Origin of the sequence: Streptomyces purpurogeneiscleroticus (assembly GCF_020024005.1) — a bacterium.
Lineage (GTDB): Bacteria > Actinomycetota > Actinomycetes > Streptomycetales > Streptomycetaceae > Streptomyces > Streptomyces purpurogeneiscleroticus.
This window is the reverse complement of the sequence record NZ_NHSG01000154.1, coordinates 1-15,805: the sequence shown is the minus strand read 5'-3', so window position 1 is coordinate 15,805 and position 15,805 is coordinate 1. Positions and strand designations below refer to the sequence as shown.

The following is a 15,805-nucleotide window of genomic DNA, read 5'->3' as shown; positions in this document are numbered from 1 at the left end:
ATCCCCGTACTCCTCCCCCACGCCCCAACGCGTCTGCCGATATCGCGCGTTGTCGTCCAGCGTTACCTTTCCGTCCAGTGCCACGATCGCCCCATCGGCCGTCCGCACCAGCGGATTGACCTCGACGAGCAGGGCGTCCTCGGCGACCATGACCTGCCACAGGGCGCGCAGAGTCGGTACCACGTCGGCCGGCAGATCCGCCGCGGCCGCGATCCGGCGAGCGACCGCCTCCGTTACGCCCTCCTCCGGGTCGACGGGTATGCGGGCCACCGCGTCCGGGCGCGCGGCGGCGACGTCCTCGATCTCCATGCCGCCCTCGGCGGACGCGATGGCCAGGAACGTTCCGCCGGCCCGGTCGAGTACGTACGAGACATAGAACTCCGCGGCCACCGCCACCGGTTGCGCCAGCATCACCGCTCGCGTCACATGTCCCTTGATGTCCATCCCGAGGATCTGGCGTGCCGTCAGCTCCGCCGCGGCCGGATCCGCGGCCATCTTCACGCCGCCCGCCTTGCCCCTGCCGCCCGTCTTGACCTGGGCCTTGACGACCACTCGGCCGCCTAGTCGGGCGGCGGCCGCGCGGGCCTCGGCGGCGGTGCGGACCACCTCGGCCGGTGGCACCGAAACGCCGTAGGAGTCGAAGAGTTCTCGTGCTTGGTGTTCGAACAGGTCCATGCCCGCTCCTTGTGTCGATCGGAGGATCGATCTCTGCACGCCCCCTGGACATCGATCAGCCGATGCGGGATAACAAGGTTCATACAGTATTCGTCGACTGTATGCAATCGACCGGCCAACAGCCGAACTTGCCTCCCAATACCTCGGCTTGAGCCAGTACGGCACGGTCGCCGACCCCTACGAAGGGACGCGTTTCACCATGCCCGACGACAACCAGGACCCCCAGGACACTCAGGACCTCATCTCCGGCGGGCACTTGGTCGCCAAGGCGCTCAAGGCGGAGGGCGTCGACGTCATCTACACGCTCTGCGGCGGCCACATCATCGACATCTACGACGGCTGCGTGGACGAGGGCATCGACGTCATCGACGTACGGCACGAGCAGGTCGCGGCGCACGCCGCCGACGGGTACGCGCGGATCACCGGCAAGCCCGGATGTGCCGTGGTCACCGCCGGACCCGGTACGACCGACGCGGTCACCGGCGTCGCGAACGCCTTCCGCGCCGAGTCGCCGATGCTTCTGATAGGCGGTCAGGGTGCTCACACGCAGCACAAGATGGGGTCGCTGCAGGACCTGCCGCACGTGGACATGATGGCGCCGATCACCAAGTTCGCCGCCACCGTGCCGGACACGGCGCGCGCCGCCGACATGGTGTCGATGGCGTTCCGGGAGTGCTTCCACGGTGCGCCCGGGCCGTCCTTCCTGGAGATTCCGCGCGATGTGCTGGACGCGAAGGTGCCGCGCGAGAAGGCTCGGGTGCCGAAGGCGGGGCAGTACCGCGCCTCCACGCGTACGGCGGGTGACCCGGAGGCCGTCGAGCGGCTGGCCGATCTGCTGGCGCGGGCGGAGAAGCCGGCGATCCTGCTGGGCAGCCAGGTGTGGACGACGCGCGGGACCGCGGCCGCGGTGGAGCTCGTACGGACGCTGAACGTACCGGCGTACATGAACGGCGCGGGACGTGGCACGCTGCCGCCCGGCGATCCGCACCACTTCCAGCTCTCGCGGCGGTATGCGTTCGCCAATGCCGATCTCATCGTGATCGTCGGAACGCCTTTTGACTTCCGTATGGGGTATGGAAAACGCCTCTCCCCCGACGCCACCGTCGTGCAGATCGACCTGGACTACCGGACCGTGGGGAAGAACCGCGACGTCGATCTGGGAATCGTGGGGGACGCCGGGCTCGTACTGTCGGCCGTCACCCAGGCCGCGTCCGGGCGGCTGAACGGCGGGGCCGGCAAGCGCAAGGAGTGGATCGAGGAGCTGCGGACGGCGGAGCGTACGGCGCTGGCGAAGCGGCTGCCGCAGCTGCGCTCGGACGCCGACCCGATCCACCCGTACCGGCTGGTCAGCGAGATCAACGACTTCCTGACGGAGGACTCGATCTACATCGGGGACGGGGGCGACATCGTCACCTTCTCCGGGCAGGTCGTGCAGCCGAAGTCGCCGGGGCACTGGATGGACCCGGGGCCGCTGGGGACGCTCGGCGTCGGCGTGCCGTTCGTCATGGCGGCGAAGAAGGCGCGGCCGGACAAGGAGGTCGTGGCGCTCTTCGGGGACGGCGCGTTCTCGCTGACGGGGTGGGACTTCGAGACGCTGGTCCGCTTCGACCTGCCGTTCGTCGGGATCGTCGGCAACAACTCCTCGATGAACCAGATCCGTTACGGGCAGCGCGCCAAGTACGGGGACGCGCGGGAGCGGGTCGGCAACACCCTCGGGGACGTGCCGTACGACCAGTTCGCGCGGATGCTCGGCGGTTACGGCGAGGAGGTGCGCGATCCGGCGGACATCGGGCCGGCGCTGCGGCGCGCCCGGGAGTCCGGCAAGCCGTCGCTGATCAACGTCTGGGTCGATCCCGACGCGTACGCCCCCGGAACCATGAACCAGACCATGTACAAGTGACCGGATCGTGTACAAGTGAGGTGACCGCGCTGTGACAAGCCACGGTGGGACCAAGGCACTTGAGGGCATTCGTGTCCTCGACATGACACATGTCCAGTCCGGCCCGTCCGCCACACAGCTGCTCGCCTGGCTGGGTGCCGACGTGGTCAAGCTGGAGGCGCCGAGCGGCGACATCACCCGCCGGCAGCTGCGCGACCTGCCCGACGTCGATTCCCTCTACTTCACGATGCTCAACTGCAACAAGCGGAGCATCACACTCAACACGAAGACGGAGCGCGGCAAGGAGATCCTGACCGAGCTGATCCGGCGCTCCGATGTGATGGTGGAGAACTTCGGGCCGGGCGCGGTCGACCGTATGGGGTTTACCTGGGACCGCATACAGGAGATCAATCCGCGGATCGTCTATGCCTCCATCAAGGGGTTCGGTGAGGGGCCGTACACCAACTTCAAGGCGTACGAGGTGGTCGCCCAGGCCATGGGCGGGTCGATGTCGACCACGGGCTTCGAGGACGGTCCGCCGCTCGCCACGGGTGCCCAGATAGGCGACTCCGGTACCGGGATCCACGCCGTCGCGGGGATTCTCGCCGCGCTCTTCCAGCGGGAGAACACCGGTCGCGGGCAGCGCGTGAACGTGGCGATGCAGCACGCCGTACTGAACCTGTGCCGGGTGAAACTGCGGGACCAGCAGCGCCTCGCGCACGGACCGCTCGCAGAGTATCCGAACGACGACTTCGGGGACGAAGTGCCGCGCTCCGGGAACGCGTCCGGCGGCGGACAGCCCGGGTGGGCCGTCAAGTGCGCGCCGGGCGGGCCGAACGACTACGTGTACGTCATCGTGCAGCCCGTGGGCTGGCAGCCGATCACCGAGCTGATCGGGCGCCCGGAACTCGCGGACGATCCCGACTGGGCGACGCCCGAGGTACGCCTCCCCAAGCTCGGGAAGATGTTCCAGCTGATCGAGGAGTGGTCCTCGACGCTGCCCAAGTGGGACGTCCTGGAGCGGCTGAACGCCCACAACATCCCGTGCGGTCCGATCCTCTCCACCAAGGAGATCATCGAGGACGCGTCGCTGGTCGCCAACGAGATGGTCGTCGAGGTCCCGCACCCGGAGCGCGGCACCTTCACCACCGTCGGCTCGCCCCTGAAGCTGTCCGACTCCCCCGTCGACGTCGAGCGCTCACCGCTGCTCGGCGAGCACAACGAAGCGGTGTACGTCGGCGAGCTGGGGCTGGGCGACGAGGAAGTGGCACTGCTCAAGGCGAACGGAGTGATCTGACCGATGGCGCAGGACACGACGACGCAGGGCACCACGACGCGGGGCACGGCGACGCAGCCCGCGTACGACAAGGACGCGGTGCGGGCCGTACTGCAGGCCGCGCGCTCCGAGGGGCGGACCGCGCTCACCGCTCCCGAAGGCAAGCTGCTCACGGACGCGTACGGGATTCCGACGCCGGCCGAGGGGCTGGCGGAGTGCGCGGACGACGCGGTCGCGCTGGCGGACCGGATCGGCTTCCCCGTAGCACTGAAGATCGTCTCGCCGGACATCCTGCACAAGACGGATGCGGGCGGGGTGCGGGTGGGCCTGAACTCCGCGGCGGAGGTGCGCGGCGCCTTCACGGCGATCGTGAGCAACGCCCGGGCGTACGACCCGGCGGCCCGGATCAGCGGTGTGCAGGTACAGCAGATGGTGCCCGAGGGCGGTCAGGAGGTGATCGTCGGGGCGGTCACCGACCCGACGTTCGGGAAGGTCGTGGCCTTCGGGCTGGGCGGCGTGCTCGTGGAGGTGCTGAAGGACATCACCTTCCGGCTGGCGCCCGCCTCGCACGAGGACGCGGAGTCGATGCTGGACGGCATCCGGGCGGCGGAGGTGCTGCGCGGCGTGCGGGGCCGCCCGGCCGTGGACCGCGCGGCGCTGGCCGACCTGATCGTACGGGCTTCCCAACTGGCTGCCGACTTCCCGGAGATCGCGGAGGTCGACCTCAATCCGGTGTTCGCCTCGGCGGACGGGGTGCTCGCCGCCGACGTGCGCGTACTGATCAGCGAAGGCCCTGCCAAGGAGCGGCGGCGCTACTCGCGCGAGGAGATCCTGGGCGCGATGCGGCGGCTGATGCGGCCGCGGTCCGTCGCGGTCATCGGCGCGTCCGGCGAGCCGGGGAAGATCGGCAACTCGGTGATGCGCAACCTCATCGACGGCGGTTTTCCCGGGGACATCCATCCGGTGAACCCCAAGGCCGATGACATTCTCGGCCGCAAGGCGTACAAGACAGTGATGGACGTGCCGGGAGAGGTGGATGTGGCGGTCTTCGCCATCCCCGCCAAATTTGTGCCCGCGGCCCTGGAGGAGGTCGGCCGCAAGGGCATACCGAACGCCGTGCTGATCCCGTCGGGCTTCGCGGAGACCGGCGAGCACGCGCTGCAGGAGCGCATCGTGGCCATCGCCGAGGAGCACGGCGTACGCCTGCTGGGGCCGAACATCTACGGCTACTACTCCACCTGGCAGGACCTCTGCGCCACCTTCTGCACGCCCTACGACGTGAAGGGGTCCGTCGCGCTGACCTCGCAGTCCGGGGGCATCGGCATGGCGATCCTGGGCTTCGCCCGGTCCACGAAGACCGGGGTCTCGGCGATCGTCGGGCTCGGCAACAAGTCGGACGTGGACGAGGACGACCTGCTGACCTACTTCGGCGAGGACGAGAACACGCAGTGCATCGCGATGCACCTGGAGGACCTCAAGGACGGGCGGGCCTTCGTCGAAGCGGCGCGGGAGACCGTGCGCAAGAAGCCGATCGTGGTGCTCAAGGCGGGGCGGACGAGCGCGGGAGCCCGGGCCGCGGGCTCGCACACCGGCGCGCTGGCGGGCGACGACGCGGTGTACGAGGACATCCTGCGGCAGGCGGGCGTCATCCGGGCCCCGGGCCTGAACGACATGCTCGAGTACGCGCGGGCGCTGCCCGTGCTGCCCACGCCGCAGGGTGACAACGTCGTCATCATCACCGGCGCCGGCGGCTCCGGTGTGCTGCTCTCCGACGCGATCGTGGACAACGGGCTGTCGCTGATGACGATCCCGGACGACCTGGACGCGGCCTTCCGGCGCTTCATCCCGCCGTTCGGCGCGGCGGGGAATCCCGTTGACATCACCGGCGGCGAGCCTCCGTCGACCTATGAGGCGACGATCCGGCTGGGCATGGAGGACCCGCGCATCCACGCGCTGGTGCTGGGTTACTGGCATACGATCGTCACCCCTCCCATGGTCTTTGCCGAGCTAACGGCCCGCGTCGTCGCGGAGTTCCGCGAGCGGGGCATCGAAAAGCCGGTGGTGGCGTCGCTCGCCGGAGACACCGAGGTCGAGGAAGCCTGCGCGTACCTCTTCGAGCGCGGGGTGGTCGCCTACCCGTACACGACGGAGCGCCCGGTCGCGGTGCTCGGCGCGAAGTACCGCTGGGCGCGGGCGGCGGGGCTGCTGGGAGGCGCGTCATGACCTAACGCGGCGGTGCGAGTCCCGCGAGCACGAAGAGAACGGACAGGGGGCGCTGGCCAGGCTTCTTCGACGCAAGGGGTTCGACATGACAACAACCGATGCCCCAGCGGGTGCCCCGTACCGAGAGGTGCGGGACCGCAACGGACGGGTGTACCGGATCGGCGAGCGCGACCGGGACATCCTGGGCCGGCCCCGCTGGACGATGGTGCTCCTCCCGTGGGTCGGCATGATGGGCATCAGCTCGTCGGAATACGCCTTCACCTCGGCCGAGGACACCCTGCACGACGCGCATCTGTGGACCAGCGGGCACATCTTCTGGTTGCTGGGTGTGTGGGTGTTCTTCCAGGCGGCGGTGGCGTTCCCGGCGGGGAAGCTGCGCGAGAGCGGCCGGCTGCCGGCCCGTAACGCCATGATGCTGGGCGCCTTGGGGACGTTCCTCGGGTACCTCTCCCTGGCGTACGCGCCGCACGTCGTCGTCGCGTACATCGGCTTCGGCGCCTTCAGCGGGATGGGCGCCGGGCTGGTCTACGCGACCTGCGTGAACATGGTCGGCAAGTGGTACCCGGAGCGCAAGGGCGGCAAGACGGGCCTGGTCAACGGCGGTTTCGCATACGGCTCCGTGCCGTTCGTCTTCCTCTTCACCGCCTACCTGGACCTGAGCAACTACCAGGTGGTGCTGGTGTCCGTCGGCGCGGTGCTCCTGATGGTCGTGGCGAGCGCCGGATGGTTCTTCAAGGACCCGCCGAAGAACTGGTGGCCGGAGCACGTCGACCCGCTGTCGGTCTCCGACGACCCGCGGATCCGGCGGGCGCTCGCGAAGAACCCGCCAGCCGTCAAGCAGTACACGCCCGCCGAGGCGGCCCGCACTCCCGTCCTGTGGATGATGTGGTTCTGCCTGCTCTGTACGGCCGGCATCAACATCTTCGGTATCGCCTTCCAGGTGCCCTTCGGGAAGGACATGGGTTTCGCGGGCGGCATCGTGGCCACCGCGATGTCCCTGAAGGCGATCGTCAACGGCACCGGGCGCGGCGTCATCGGCTGGATCTCCGACCGGTACGGCCGCCGCAACACGCTCATCTTCGTATGCCTGGTACTGGGCAGCGCGCAGATCGGCGTGCTCGTCTCGGGGACGCTGCACAGCCTGCCGTTCTTCTTGATCTGTTCGATGATCTCCGGATTCGGCGGCGGTGCGATCTTCCCGCTGTTCGCCGCGATGACCGCCGACTTCTTCGGCGAGAACAACAACGCCACGAACTACGGGATGGTCTACAGCTCCAAGCTGGTCTCCGGGCTGGTCGGCTCGGGCCTGGGCGCGGTCGTGGTGGCTGCCTGGGACTACCGGGGCGCCTTCGTGCTCGCCGGAGGTATCGGCTTCTTCTCGGCCGTGCTGGCCATCTTCCTGCGCCAGCCGGGCCGGCCGGCCACGCGCGCCATCCAGCCCAATCCGCGTCCGATCAGCAGGGAGGCGATGTGAGATGACCGCCGAGGACGTCACGGCCCCGAGGGCGGGCCGGGTACGTGACCTCACCGACGCACAGGGCCGGGTCTACCGGGTCGGCATCACGGACCGGGAGATCCTGGGCTATCCGCGCTGGACCATGGTGCTGCTGCCGTGGGTGGCCATGATGGGCATCAGTGTCTTCGAGTACGCCTACGGGGCCGCCGAATCGACGCTCTCCGAAGCGCACCACTGGAGCCACACCGGAACGTTCTGGGTGCTGAGCGTGTGGGTCTTCTTCCAGGCGGCGGTGGCCTTCCCGGCCGGCCGGCTGCGCGAGAAGGGCGTGCTGACCAGCCGGGCGGCGATGCTGGCCGGCTCGGGCCTGGCGCTGCTGGGATTCGTGAGCCTCGCGCACGCGCCCTCCCTGTGGTGGGCGATCGTCGGCTTCGGTGTGCTCGGCGGTACCGGCTCCGGGCTGGTGTACGCGACGTGCATCAATACGGTCGGCAAGTGGTATCCGGAGCGGCGGGGCGGCAAGACGGGTTTCGTCAACGGCGGCTTCGCCTACGGTGCAGTGCCGTTCATCTTCCTCTTCTCGTACGGCTTCGACGCCGGGAACTACCGTGGTGTGCTGGACCTGGTGGGCCTGTACGTGCTGCTGGTGACGGCGGTGGCGGGGATGTTCTTCAAGGACCCGCCGAAGAACTGGTGGCCGGAGCACATCGACCCGCTCGCGCGCCCCAGTACGGGGCGCACGGCGCAGGCACTGCGCAAGAACCCGCCGGCGGCGGGCCAGTTCACGCCCCGTGAGGCCGTCCGTACCAAGATGCTGCCCCTGATGTGGGCGTGCCTGCTCTGCACCGCGGGCGTGTCGATCTTCGGCATCTCCTTCCAGGTGCCGTTCGCCAAGGACGTCGGCTTCGGCCCACTGGTCGCGGCGTCCTCCATGGGCATCATGTCGGTGGTCAACGGCACCGGGCGCGGCATCGTGGGCTGGCTCTCGGACCGCCTCGGGCGGCGGCTGACGCTCACCTACGTGTGCCTCGTCCTCGGGCTCGCCCAGTTCGGCGTCCTGTGGGCGGGCGAAACCGCCAACGAACCGCTGTTCCTGGTCTTCGCCTTCGTGTCCGGCTTCGGCGGCGGCGCGTTCTTCCCGCTCTTCGCGGCCCTCGTGCCGGACTACTTCGGCGAGAACAACAACGCCTCCAACTACGGCCTGGTCTACAGCTCGAAGCTGGTCTCAGGGCTGTTGGGCGGCGGCCTGGGCGCCGCTGTGGTGGCCGCGTGGGGCTACGACGGCGCGTACGCCACGGCGGGCTGTGTGGGGCTGCTGGCGGCCGTTCTGTCGCTGTTCCTGAAGCGGCCGGCGGAACGGGCGGGGGTGCCGGCCTGATCCCCGTACGCTCGGCGCATGAGCATACGATCTTGTGACCTCGAACCGTCGGGGCCGTTCCCGGCCGGCGTCACGGTGCGGCATCCGCGCCCCTCGGACCACGCAGTGCTCCAAGGGGCGCTCACCGACTGGTGGGGCGGCCAGGGCGGCGAGGCGGGCGCGCAGCAGCGCCGCCTTCTGTTGCCGCGGCTGTTCCTCCAGCACTTCTCGGAGACGAGCTTCTTCGTGGAGCGGGCCCCCGAGGGAGCCTCCGGGAGTGTTTCCGAAGACGGGGCGGCCGGTGAGGTCGCGCTACGGGCCTTCCTCATCGGCTTCCTGTCCCAGACCGACCCGGAGACGGCGTACATCCACTTCGTGGCCGTGCACCCGGAGGAGCAGCGCAGCGGCCTGGGCAGCGCGCTCTACCGCCGCTTCTTCGACGTCGCCCGCGGCCACGGCCGGTCGCGCGTCCGCGCCATCACCAGCCCGGCGAACCGGAACTCCATCGCGTACCACACCCGCATGGGCTTCCGTATCGAGCCGGGCGACCGCACGGAGGACGGTGTGGGCGTCCATACCGACTACGACGGTCCGGGCCTGGACCGGGTGTCCTTCGTACGGGAGCTGTGAGGGCTGTGCCCGAGGGCGGCGTCAGGCGCTGTTCTCTTCTGCTCCCGCGTTCTGTGCGATCGCTTTGTGGTGCCGGACGACCTCTTCGATGATGAAGTTGAGGAACTTCTCGGCGAATGCCGGATCGAGTTTGGCGTCTTCGGCGAGCCTTCGAAGACGGGCGATCTGCGTGGCCTCACGGGCGGGGTCGGCGGGCGGCAGGCTGTGCCGCGCCTTGAGCTCGCCGACCTGCTGCGTGCACTTGAAGCGCTCGGCGAGCAGGTGCACCAGAGCGGCGTCGAGATTGTCGATGCTGCCGCGCAGGTACCGCAGCCGCTCACGCGCCGCCTCGTCCGATACGGAGGCCGCGTCGGAGCGCGGTTCTCCGCCGGCCGTGGTCGGCGCGGCGGGCGTCCACTCGCTCATGTGGTGTCGCCAATCTGGGTCGGGTAGTGCGTGATCGTGGGGCACACTACCCGGCCCGGACGGCGAGGCCGTACGGAGCCCGGATTGCCTCGTTTAACCGGTGAAGACCGGAACGATCACGGCAGCGATGGCCGACAGCAGGCCGCCCACGGAGATCAGGCCGGCGAACTTCTCCTTGGCCGTGGGGAAGACGGCTTGCACGACGCTGCCGGTCTTGTGCCGCAGCACGATCATCTTCATCTTCTGCCACCTGTGCTGCCTGTAGGAGCAGCCCATCAGCAGCCCGGCGGCGTTCTTGCGGCAGTACGTACGGCCATCACGGTTGACCGCGCCGCACCACACGGGCAGCGCGAAGCTCGTGTAGGCGGCCACGGCGAGCGACAGCACCAGGATGATGGCGCTCTCCGCGCCCCGACTCCAGGCCACGATCAACGCGGCCGCCGCCAGATATCCCCAGTACCCCCGCATGGCTTTCATGCCCGAAGACAATACCGAAGGCATGTGCCGGAGGTCAGGCGGGAATCCGGCCATGATCCGGTTCGCACCGGCCGGATTCCCGCAGGTCGTCCGCCCTTTCCTCAGCCTCGGAGGCGGCGGAGATGAGACGCGGAGCGGCGGGCCGTGGTGAGGGAGCCGGCGGGGTTGACGGCGGGGTCCACAGCGTCGTCCCGTTCAACGATCCAGTTGTGGTACTTGCGGTTCGACAGGCGGCCCACGCGGCTCAGGAAGTGCCGGTAGTCGATGTCGCCGTCACCCACGTCCACCATGTGGTAGCCGTCGCGCGCCGCCTCGTCGTGCTCGCCGTCCTTGACGTGGAAGAGCGGGTAGCGGGCGGGGTCGGCGAGGACGTAGTCGAGCGGTTCGAAGGGCGCGGGCGTGCCGTCGGGCCGCTTCGAGAAGCGGTACTGGGCGACATACGCCCAGTAGATGTCCATTTCGAGGCGCACGAGGCTGGGGTCGGTCTCGGCAAGGAGGACGTCGTAGAGCCGCACCTTCGGGTTGTCCGTGGCAAAGGCGAACTCTTCCGCGTGATTGTGCTGGTAGAAGTGCATGCCGCGGGCCTTGGCCGCCGCTCCGTAGGCGTTGAAGTCCGCGGCAGCGCGCTTCCAGCCGTCGACGGTGTTCCCGTAGCGGTCGGGTCCGGAAGCGGTGCCTACGTAGGGCAGACCGAGGGCCTGGGCGTCGTCGAGCACCTTGGTGAGGTTGGTGGCGAAGGTGTACGCCTTCGGATCGGACGAGTAGTAGCCCACGTGGCTGCCGATGCCGCGCAGGCCGTTGTCCTTCATGAGCCGCTTCAGCTGCGCCAGAGTGATGGCACCGGCCGAGCCCTGGGTGTACCCGGCGAACTCCACCTCGTCATACCCATAGCGGGCCAGCTCTTCGAAGACTCTGGCGAAGCCGAGGGTCGAGGTCTTGTCGCGGAGTGTGTAGAGCTGGATGCCGAGGCGGCCGGGCGGGACGACGGGGCGGTGGCCGTCGGTCGTGGCGGGCCCGGGGCGCGCGCCGGACTGAGCGGCCTGGGCCGGCTGGGCGCCGAGGACGGCGGCCGCGGCGGCGCCGGCGGCCACGCCGAGGAACCCGCGGCGGGCGAGCCGGTGCGCGAGCTCGGGGTTGCGGGAGGTGCGCGGGTTGGGAACGTCGCTGGTCATTACGGCTCCAAGGTGGATTGTCAGTGCCGTGCGGCAAGCTTGAGGAGCAAGGACTTCACGTCGGTCGCAGCGAGGGGGGTGGTGAGCGTGCCTGCGGTGGAGCAGATCAGGACGGGGCCGTCGTCCTCGTGGTCCGGGATACGCCCGTGACTGCCGCGCACGGGCTCGGGATCGAGGGGGACGACGGCCATGCGGTAGCGCATGCCGGTCTTCTTGCGGGCGAGCGCGGTGGCGGCGCGTAGCCGTACGTAGGGGTCGCGCGGGTCCATGAAGAGCTCGGCGGGGTCGTAGCCGGGCTTGCGGTGGATCTCGACGAGGCGCGCGAAGTCCGGCGCCCGGGCGTCGTCGAGCCAGTAGTAGTACGTGAACCACGCGTCGGGTTCGGCGACGGCGACGAGTTCGCCGGCGCGTGGATGGTCCAGCCCGTGCTGCTTCTTGCCCGCGTCGTCGAGGAGTTCGCCGAGCCCCGGCAGGTCCGCGAGGGCTTCCCGGGTGGCGTCGAGGTCTTCGGGGCGGCGTACGTAGACGTGCGCGATCTGGTGGTCCGCGACGGCGAAGGCGCGGGACGCGGTCGGGTCGAGGTACTCCATCCCGTCCTGGGTGTGCACCTCCAGCAGCCCGGCCCGGCGCAGCGCGCGGTTGATGCCGACGGGGCGGCGGGCGCGGGTGATGCCGTACTCGGAGAGGGCGACGACCGTGACGCCGGCCGCGCGGGCGTCGTCGAGGAGGGGCGCGATGACGGCGTCGAGTGCGGCCGCGGCCGCGTGCGAGCGGGGGTCGTCGGGACCGTAGCGCTGGAGGTCGTAGTCGAGGTGCGGGAGGTAGGTGAGAGTGAGGTCGGGGTGGCGAGTGCGCAGGATGTGACGGCTGGCGTCGGTGATCCACTGGGAGGAGGTGAGCGAGGCCGTGGGCCCCCAGTAGGTGAAGAGCGGGAAGGGGCCGAGCAGTTCGGTCAGCTCGTCGTGGAGCGCGGGCGGCCGGGTGTAGCAGTCGGGTTCCTTGCGGCCGTCGGCGTAGTAGATGGGCCGGGGCGTGACGGTCCAGTCGACGTCCGCGCCCATGGCGTACCACCAGCAGATGTTGGCGACGGTGTAGCCCGGGTGGGCGCGGCGGGCGGCGTCCCAGAGCTTGTCGCCGCCGACGAGGGCGTTGTGCTGCCGCCAGAGGTGGACCTCGCCGACGTCGCGGAAGTACCAGCCGTTGCCGACGATGCCGTGCTGGGAGGGCGGCGCGCCGGTGAGGAAGGTCGACTGGACGGTGCAGGTGACGGCCGGCAGCACGGTACGCAGGGGGGTGTACGAGCCGGCCGCGGCCAGCGCCTTGAGGTGCGGCATGTGGTCGAGGAGCCGGGGGGTGAGGCCGACGACGTCGAGGACGAGGAGGGGCTGGGGCGGCACGGCGTCGGCGGGCGGCGCCGCGGCGTCCCCGGGGCTGCTCTCGTGCGCGGTCATGGCAGCTCCTTGAGGCCGAGGTCGGTCAGCAGGTCGCGGGCAAGGGCGAGTTCGGCGGCGATGCCGTCGGCGAGCCGGGCACGGGTGCGCGGCCGCAGCTCGGGCGGCAGGGCCTGCCAGGTGTACGTCTCGACCTCCAGGTGATGGGTGCGCGGCGGCGCGGTCGGGCCGACGAGGCGGGCGAGGGTGTCCCGGAGCACGGGAAGGGTGGAGGTGAGCGGGGGCTCCGGTGGCGCGTGCAGGGGGACGTGGAAGTGGGCGCGCCAGGGGGTGACGGTGAGCAGGCCGGGCTCAGCGGTGGCGCCCGGTGTGCCGCCGAGCGCCTCGTCGAGGTCGTCCGTGGCGAGGAGGGCGCCGTCGGCATTCCGGGTGCGGGTCTGGTGCAGGAAGCGGGGTTCGGCGAAGGCGCCGAGCGCGGCGCGGACGTCGGCCCGTTCGGCATGCTCGGCGTGCAGGGCGGCGGACAGCTGCGTCTTGACGACGGGGATGCCCGCCCGGTGCAGCGCGTCCAAGGCCGGTTCCGGCTCCTCGAAGGAGGTGGCGAGGTGACAGGTGTCGACGCAGACGCCGATGCGGTGGGTGGGGACGTCCGCCGCGCCGGTCAGCGCGTCGAGGGCATCGGCCAGGGTCTCGATCGTGCAGCCGGGCTCCGGTTCCAGGCCGACGCGGATGCTGCGGCCGGTGGTGTCCTGGAGCGCGTCCAGGCGCGCGGCGAGAGTGCGGAGCGCGGCCAGGGCGGTCGCACGCCGGTGCTCATCAAAATCCGTGCGCCAGGCGAGCGGCAGGGTGGAGATGGTGCCCTCGGCGGCATCGTCCGGCAGCAGCACGGTCAGCAGCCGGGCGAGGTCGGCCGTGTACTCCAGCCGGGCCGGTTCGGTCCAGTCCGGCCGGTAGACGCGGTACTTGACGTGGCTGTCGCCGAACCCTTCGTACGGGAATCCGTTGAGGGTGACGACCTCGAGGCCGCACGCGTCCAGCTCCCGGCGCAGCCGGCGCAGGGCCACGGGGTCGGAGGTCAGCGCGCGGGCCGCGGCGCGGGCGAGCCACAGTCCGATACCGAGCCGGTCCCGGCCCAGCCGTTTGCGTACGGGCTCGCAGTGGTCGCGCAGCTGGGCGAGCACGCCGTCGAGCGTCTCGGCGGGGTGGACGTTGGTGCAGTACGCGAGGTGGACGGTGGAGCCGTCGGGGTGCCGGAAGCGCATCGGTCCGCCGCCTCCTCATTCCCCGCCGCGGAGGATGGAGTTGCCCTCGTGGAGGGCGCCGGGGTCGGCGATGTCGAGGGAGAGCCGGCCGCTCTGGCCGTAGAAGGCGACGGGGTTGCGCCACAGCACCTGGTCCACGTCGTCGGCGGAGAATCCGGCGGCGAGCATCGCCTCGCCGACGTGCCGGGTCTTGAGCGGATCGCTGCGACCCCAGTCCGCCGCGGAGTTGACGAGCACCCGCTCCGTGCCGTGCACGCGGAGGATGCGCACCATCCGTTCCGGGTCCATCTTGGTGTCCGGATAGATGGAAAAGCCCAGCCAGCAGCCACTGTCAGTGGCATCCCCTACGGTTGTTTCATTGAGATGGTCCAGGACGACGCGATCGGGGGGAAGGTCGGATTCGCGCAGGACGTCGAGGGTGCGTTTGAGCCCGGCGGCCTTGTCGCGGTGGGGGGTGTGGACGAGGGCCGGGAGGCCGTGGTCCACGGCGAGTTGGAGCTGAGCGGCCAGGGCGGTGTCCTCGGCCGGGGTCATCGAGTCGTAGCCGATCTCGCCGACGGCGACGACCGAGTCTTTTACGAGGTAGCGGGGCAGGGCGTCGAGGACGGGGGTACAGCGGGGGTCGTTCGCCTCTTTGGGGTTGAGCGCGATGGTGCAGTGATGGGCGATGCCGTGCTGGGCGGCCCGGAAGGGCTCCCAGCCGAGAAGGGAGTCGAAATAGTCGAAGAAGCTCGCCGGTGAGGTCCGCGGCTGCCCCAGCCAGAAGGCCGGCTCGACGAGGGCACGCACGCCGGCCGCGTACATGGCCTCGTAGTCGTCGGTGGTGCGGGAGGTCATGTGGATGTGCGGATCGAAGATACGCATCGGGGTTACGCCTCCTCGGGGGACGAGCCGGAGCACGGGTCGGCGGGCGCGTCGGCGGACAGGGGGGATCGCTGGGTGAGCGAGAGCACGTAAGGAAGATCGTCGGGTACGGGGCGGCCGGCCGAGGTGCGCTCGCGGGCGTAGTCGCCGAGCATGCGGGCGAGTTCGGCGTCGCCGCGTGAGCGTTCGGCGAGACCGGCGACGGCGTCCACCGACACCCCGGTGAACAGGCACTTGAGTACGGCGTGCCGCCAGGCGTGCGCATCGAGGTGCCGTGCGGCGTACGGGCCCACGGCCGCGGCGACCAGCCGCGTGTCGTTCGTCCGCAGGGCATCCTCGATGAGCGGCAGCCCGTCCGTGCCGACCGAGCCGGTGGTGGTGCCGGTCGTGCGGCCCGTGCGCAGGGGCAGGTGCGGGAGTGCAAGGAGTACGGCCCGGCGTTCGGCGGCCGTGCCGTGCTCGTACAGCCGGGTGACAGTGGCGCCGTCGGCGCGGGCGGCGCACAGGATCAGCACCCGCGCGGCCTCGGCGGCCTCCGGGTCGGCATGATGCGGCGGTTCCCTCCGCAGGCAGTGCCGGCCTGCGGAGGCGAATCGGGCCTCCCAGGCGGGAGGGCCGGCCGACGAGGTGGCCTCGGTCAGGGCCTCGTCGAGCCAGGCGCGGGCGCTGTCGCCGAGGCGGTCGCGGAGTGCCTTGTCGAGGCGGCTGATCCAGGGGTCCTCGGGGGGCGGATCGGGG

At 70.2% G+C, this 15,805-nt stretch carries 14 protein-coding genes; 6 read left to right on the top strand and 8 right to left on the bottom strand.

Features of this window, described 5'->3' with window-relative positions; genetic code table 11:
• Positions 1 to 675: ATP-grasp domain-containing protein (locus tag CCS38_RS08855; protein WP_223732642.1), on the bottom strand; the 675-nt coding region annotated here is incomplete at its 3' end.
• 199 nt (positions 676 to 874) lie between these two features.
• On the opposite strand from CCS38_RS08855, the gene CCS38_RS08850 reads away from it, so the two are divergent.
• The 6 genes from CCS38_RS08850 to CCS38_RS08825 all read left to right on the top strand — a co-directional run bounded on the left by CCS38_RS08850 (position 875) and on the right by CCS38_RS08825 (position 9,496).
• Positions 875 to 2,575, top strand: a complete 1,701-nt coding sequence (locus tag CCS38_RS08850; RefSeq protein ID WP_223732644.1) for a thiamine pyrophosphate-binding protein — start codon at positions 875 to 877, stop codon at positions 2,573 to 2,575.
• Between the two features lie 31 nt (positions 2,576 to 2,606).
• Entirely contained in the window at positions 2,607 to 3,851 is a 1,245-nt protein-coding gene (frc, locus tag CCS38_RS08845) for a formyl-CoA transferase (RefSeq protein WP_223732641.1), read from the top strand.
• 3 nt (positions 3,852 to 3,854) lie between these two features.
• A complete protein-coding gene (locus tag CCS38_RS08840; protein WP_223732640.1) occupies positions 3,855 to 6,053 on the top strand; it encodes an acetate--CoA ligase family protein in 2,199 nt (732 codons plus the stop codon).
• A gap of 85 nt (positions 6,054 to 6,138) precedes the next feature.
• Complete coding sequence (locus CCS38_RS08835; protein ID WP_223732639.1) at positions 6,139 to 7,527, top strand: OFA family MFS transporter; 1,389 nt, start codon at positions 6,139 to 6,141, stop codon at positions 7,525 to 7,527.
• Between the two features lies 1 nt (position 7,528).
• On the top strand, positions 7,529 to 8,887 hold the full coding sequence (locus tag CCS38_RS08830) for an OFA family MFS transporter (protein ID WP_223732638.1): 1,359 nt from the start codon (positions 7,529 to 7,531) through the stop codon (positions 8,885 to 8,887).
• 18 nt (positions 8,888 to 8,905) lie between these two features.
• On the top strand, positions 8,906 to 9,496 hold the full coding sequence (locus CCS38_RS08825; protein ID WP_223732637.1) for a GNAT family N-acetyltransferase: 591 nt from the start codon (positions 8,906 to 8,908) through the stop codon (positions 9,494 to 9,496).
• Between the two features lie 21 nt (positions 9,497 to 9,517).
• On the opposite strand, the gene CCS38_RS08820 is transcribed toward CCS38_RS08825, so the two are convergent.
• The 7 genes from CCS38_RS08820 to CCS38_RS08790 all read right to left on the bottom strand — a co-directional run.
• Positions 9,518 to 9,901 carry a chorismate mutase gene (locus tag CCS38_RS08820; protein ID WP_223732636.1) on the bottom strand — a complete coding sequence of 128 codons (384 nt, stop codon included), beginning with the start codon at positions 9,899 to 9,901 and terminating at the stop codon, positions 9,518 to 9,520.
• A gap of 93 nt (positions 9,902 to 9,994) precedes the next feature.
• On the bottom strand, positions 9,995 to 10,378 hold the full coding sequence (locus CCS38_RS08815; RefSeq protein WP_223732635.1) for a hypothetical protein: 384 nt from the start codon (positions 10,376 to 10,378) through the stop codon (positions 9,995 to 9,997).
• Positions 10,379 to 10,479: 101 nt separating this feature from the next.
• Positions 10,480 to 11,550 carry a sugar phosphate isomerase/epimerase family protein gene (locus CCS38_RS08810; protein WP_223732634.1) on the bottom strand — a complete coding sequence of 357 codons (1,071 nt, stop codon included), beginning with the start codon at positions 11,548 to 11,550 and terminating at the stop codon, positions 10,480 to 10,482.
• A gap of 20 nt (positions 11,551 to 11,570) precedes the next feature.
• On the bottom strand, positions 11,571 to 13,001 hold the full coding sequence (locus CCS38_RS08805; protein WP_223732633.1) for an alkaline phosphatase family protein: 1,431 nt from the start codon (positions 12,999 to 13,001) through the stop codon (positions 11,571 to 11,573).
• A complete protein-coding gene (gene eboE, locus CCS38_RS08800; protein ID WP_223732632.1) occupies positions 12,998 to 14,203 on the bottom strand; it encodes a metabolite traffic protein EboE in 1,206 nt (401 codons plus the stop codon). Before eboE ends, CCS38_RS08805 begins: the two co-directional genes overlap by 4 nt.
• 15 nt (positions 14,204 to 14,218) lie before the next feature.
• Positions 14,219 to 15,067, bottom strand: a complete 849-nt coding sequence (locus tag CCS38_RS08795) for a TatD family hydrolase (protein ID WP_223732631.1) — start codon at positions 15,065 to 15,067, stop codon at positions 14,219 to 14,221.
• Between the two features lie 5 nt (positions 15,068 to 15,072).
• Positions 15,073 to 15,805: EboA domain-containing protein (locus CCS38_RS08790; RefSeq protein ID WP_263301850.1), on the bottom strand; the 733-nt coding region annotated here is incomplete at its 5' end.

Bases quoted from the DNA above. Each gene is read 5' to 3' on its own strand.
- CCS38_RS08850 (WP_223732644.1), top strand. From the start codon at position 875: ATGCCCGACGACAACCAGGACCCCCAGGACACTCAGGACCTCATCTCC.
- CCS38_RS08840 (WP_223732640.1), top strand. From the start codon at position 3,855: ATGGCGCAGGACACGACGACGCAGGGCACCACGACGCGGGGCACGGCG.
- CCS38_RS08835 (WP_223732639.1), top strand. From the start codon at position 6,139: ATGACAACAACCGATGCCCCAGCGGGTGCCCCGTACCGAGAGGTGCGG.
- CCS38_RS08830 (WP_223732638.1), top strand. From the start codon at position 7,529: ATGACCGCCGAGGACGTCACGGCCCCGAGGGCGGGCCGGGTACGTGAC.
- CCS38_RS08825 (WP_223732637.1), top strand. From the start codon at position 8,906: ATGAGCATACGATCTTGTGACCTCGAACCGTCGGGGCCGTTCCCGGCC.
- CCS38_RS08820 (WP_223732636.1), bottom strand. From the start codon at position 9,901: ATGAGCGAGTGGACGCCCGCCGCGCCGACCACGGCCGGCGGAGAACCG.
- CCS38_RS08815 (WP_223732635.1), bottom strand. From the start codon at position 10,378: ATGAAAGCCATGCGGGGGTACTGGGGATATCTGGCGGCGGCCGCGTTG.
- CCS38_RS08810 (WP_223732634.1), bottom strand. From the start codon at position 11,550: ATGACCAGCGACGTTCCCAACCCGCGCACCTCCCGCAACCCCGAGCTC.
- CCS38_RS08805 (WP_223732633.1), bottom strand. From the start codon at position 13,001: ATGACCGCGCACGAGAGCAGCCCCGGGGACGCCGCGGCGCCGCCCGCC.
- eboE (WP_223732632.1), bottom strand. From the start codon at position 14,203: ATGCGCTTCCGGCACCCCGACGGCTCCACCGTCCACCTCGCGTACTGC.
- CCS38_RS08795 (WP_223732631.1), bottom strand. From the start codon at position 15,067: ATGCGTATCTTCGATCCGCACATCCACATGACCTCCCGCACCACCGAC.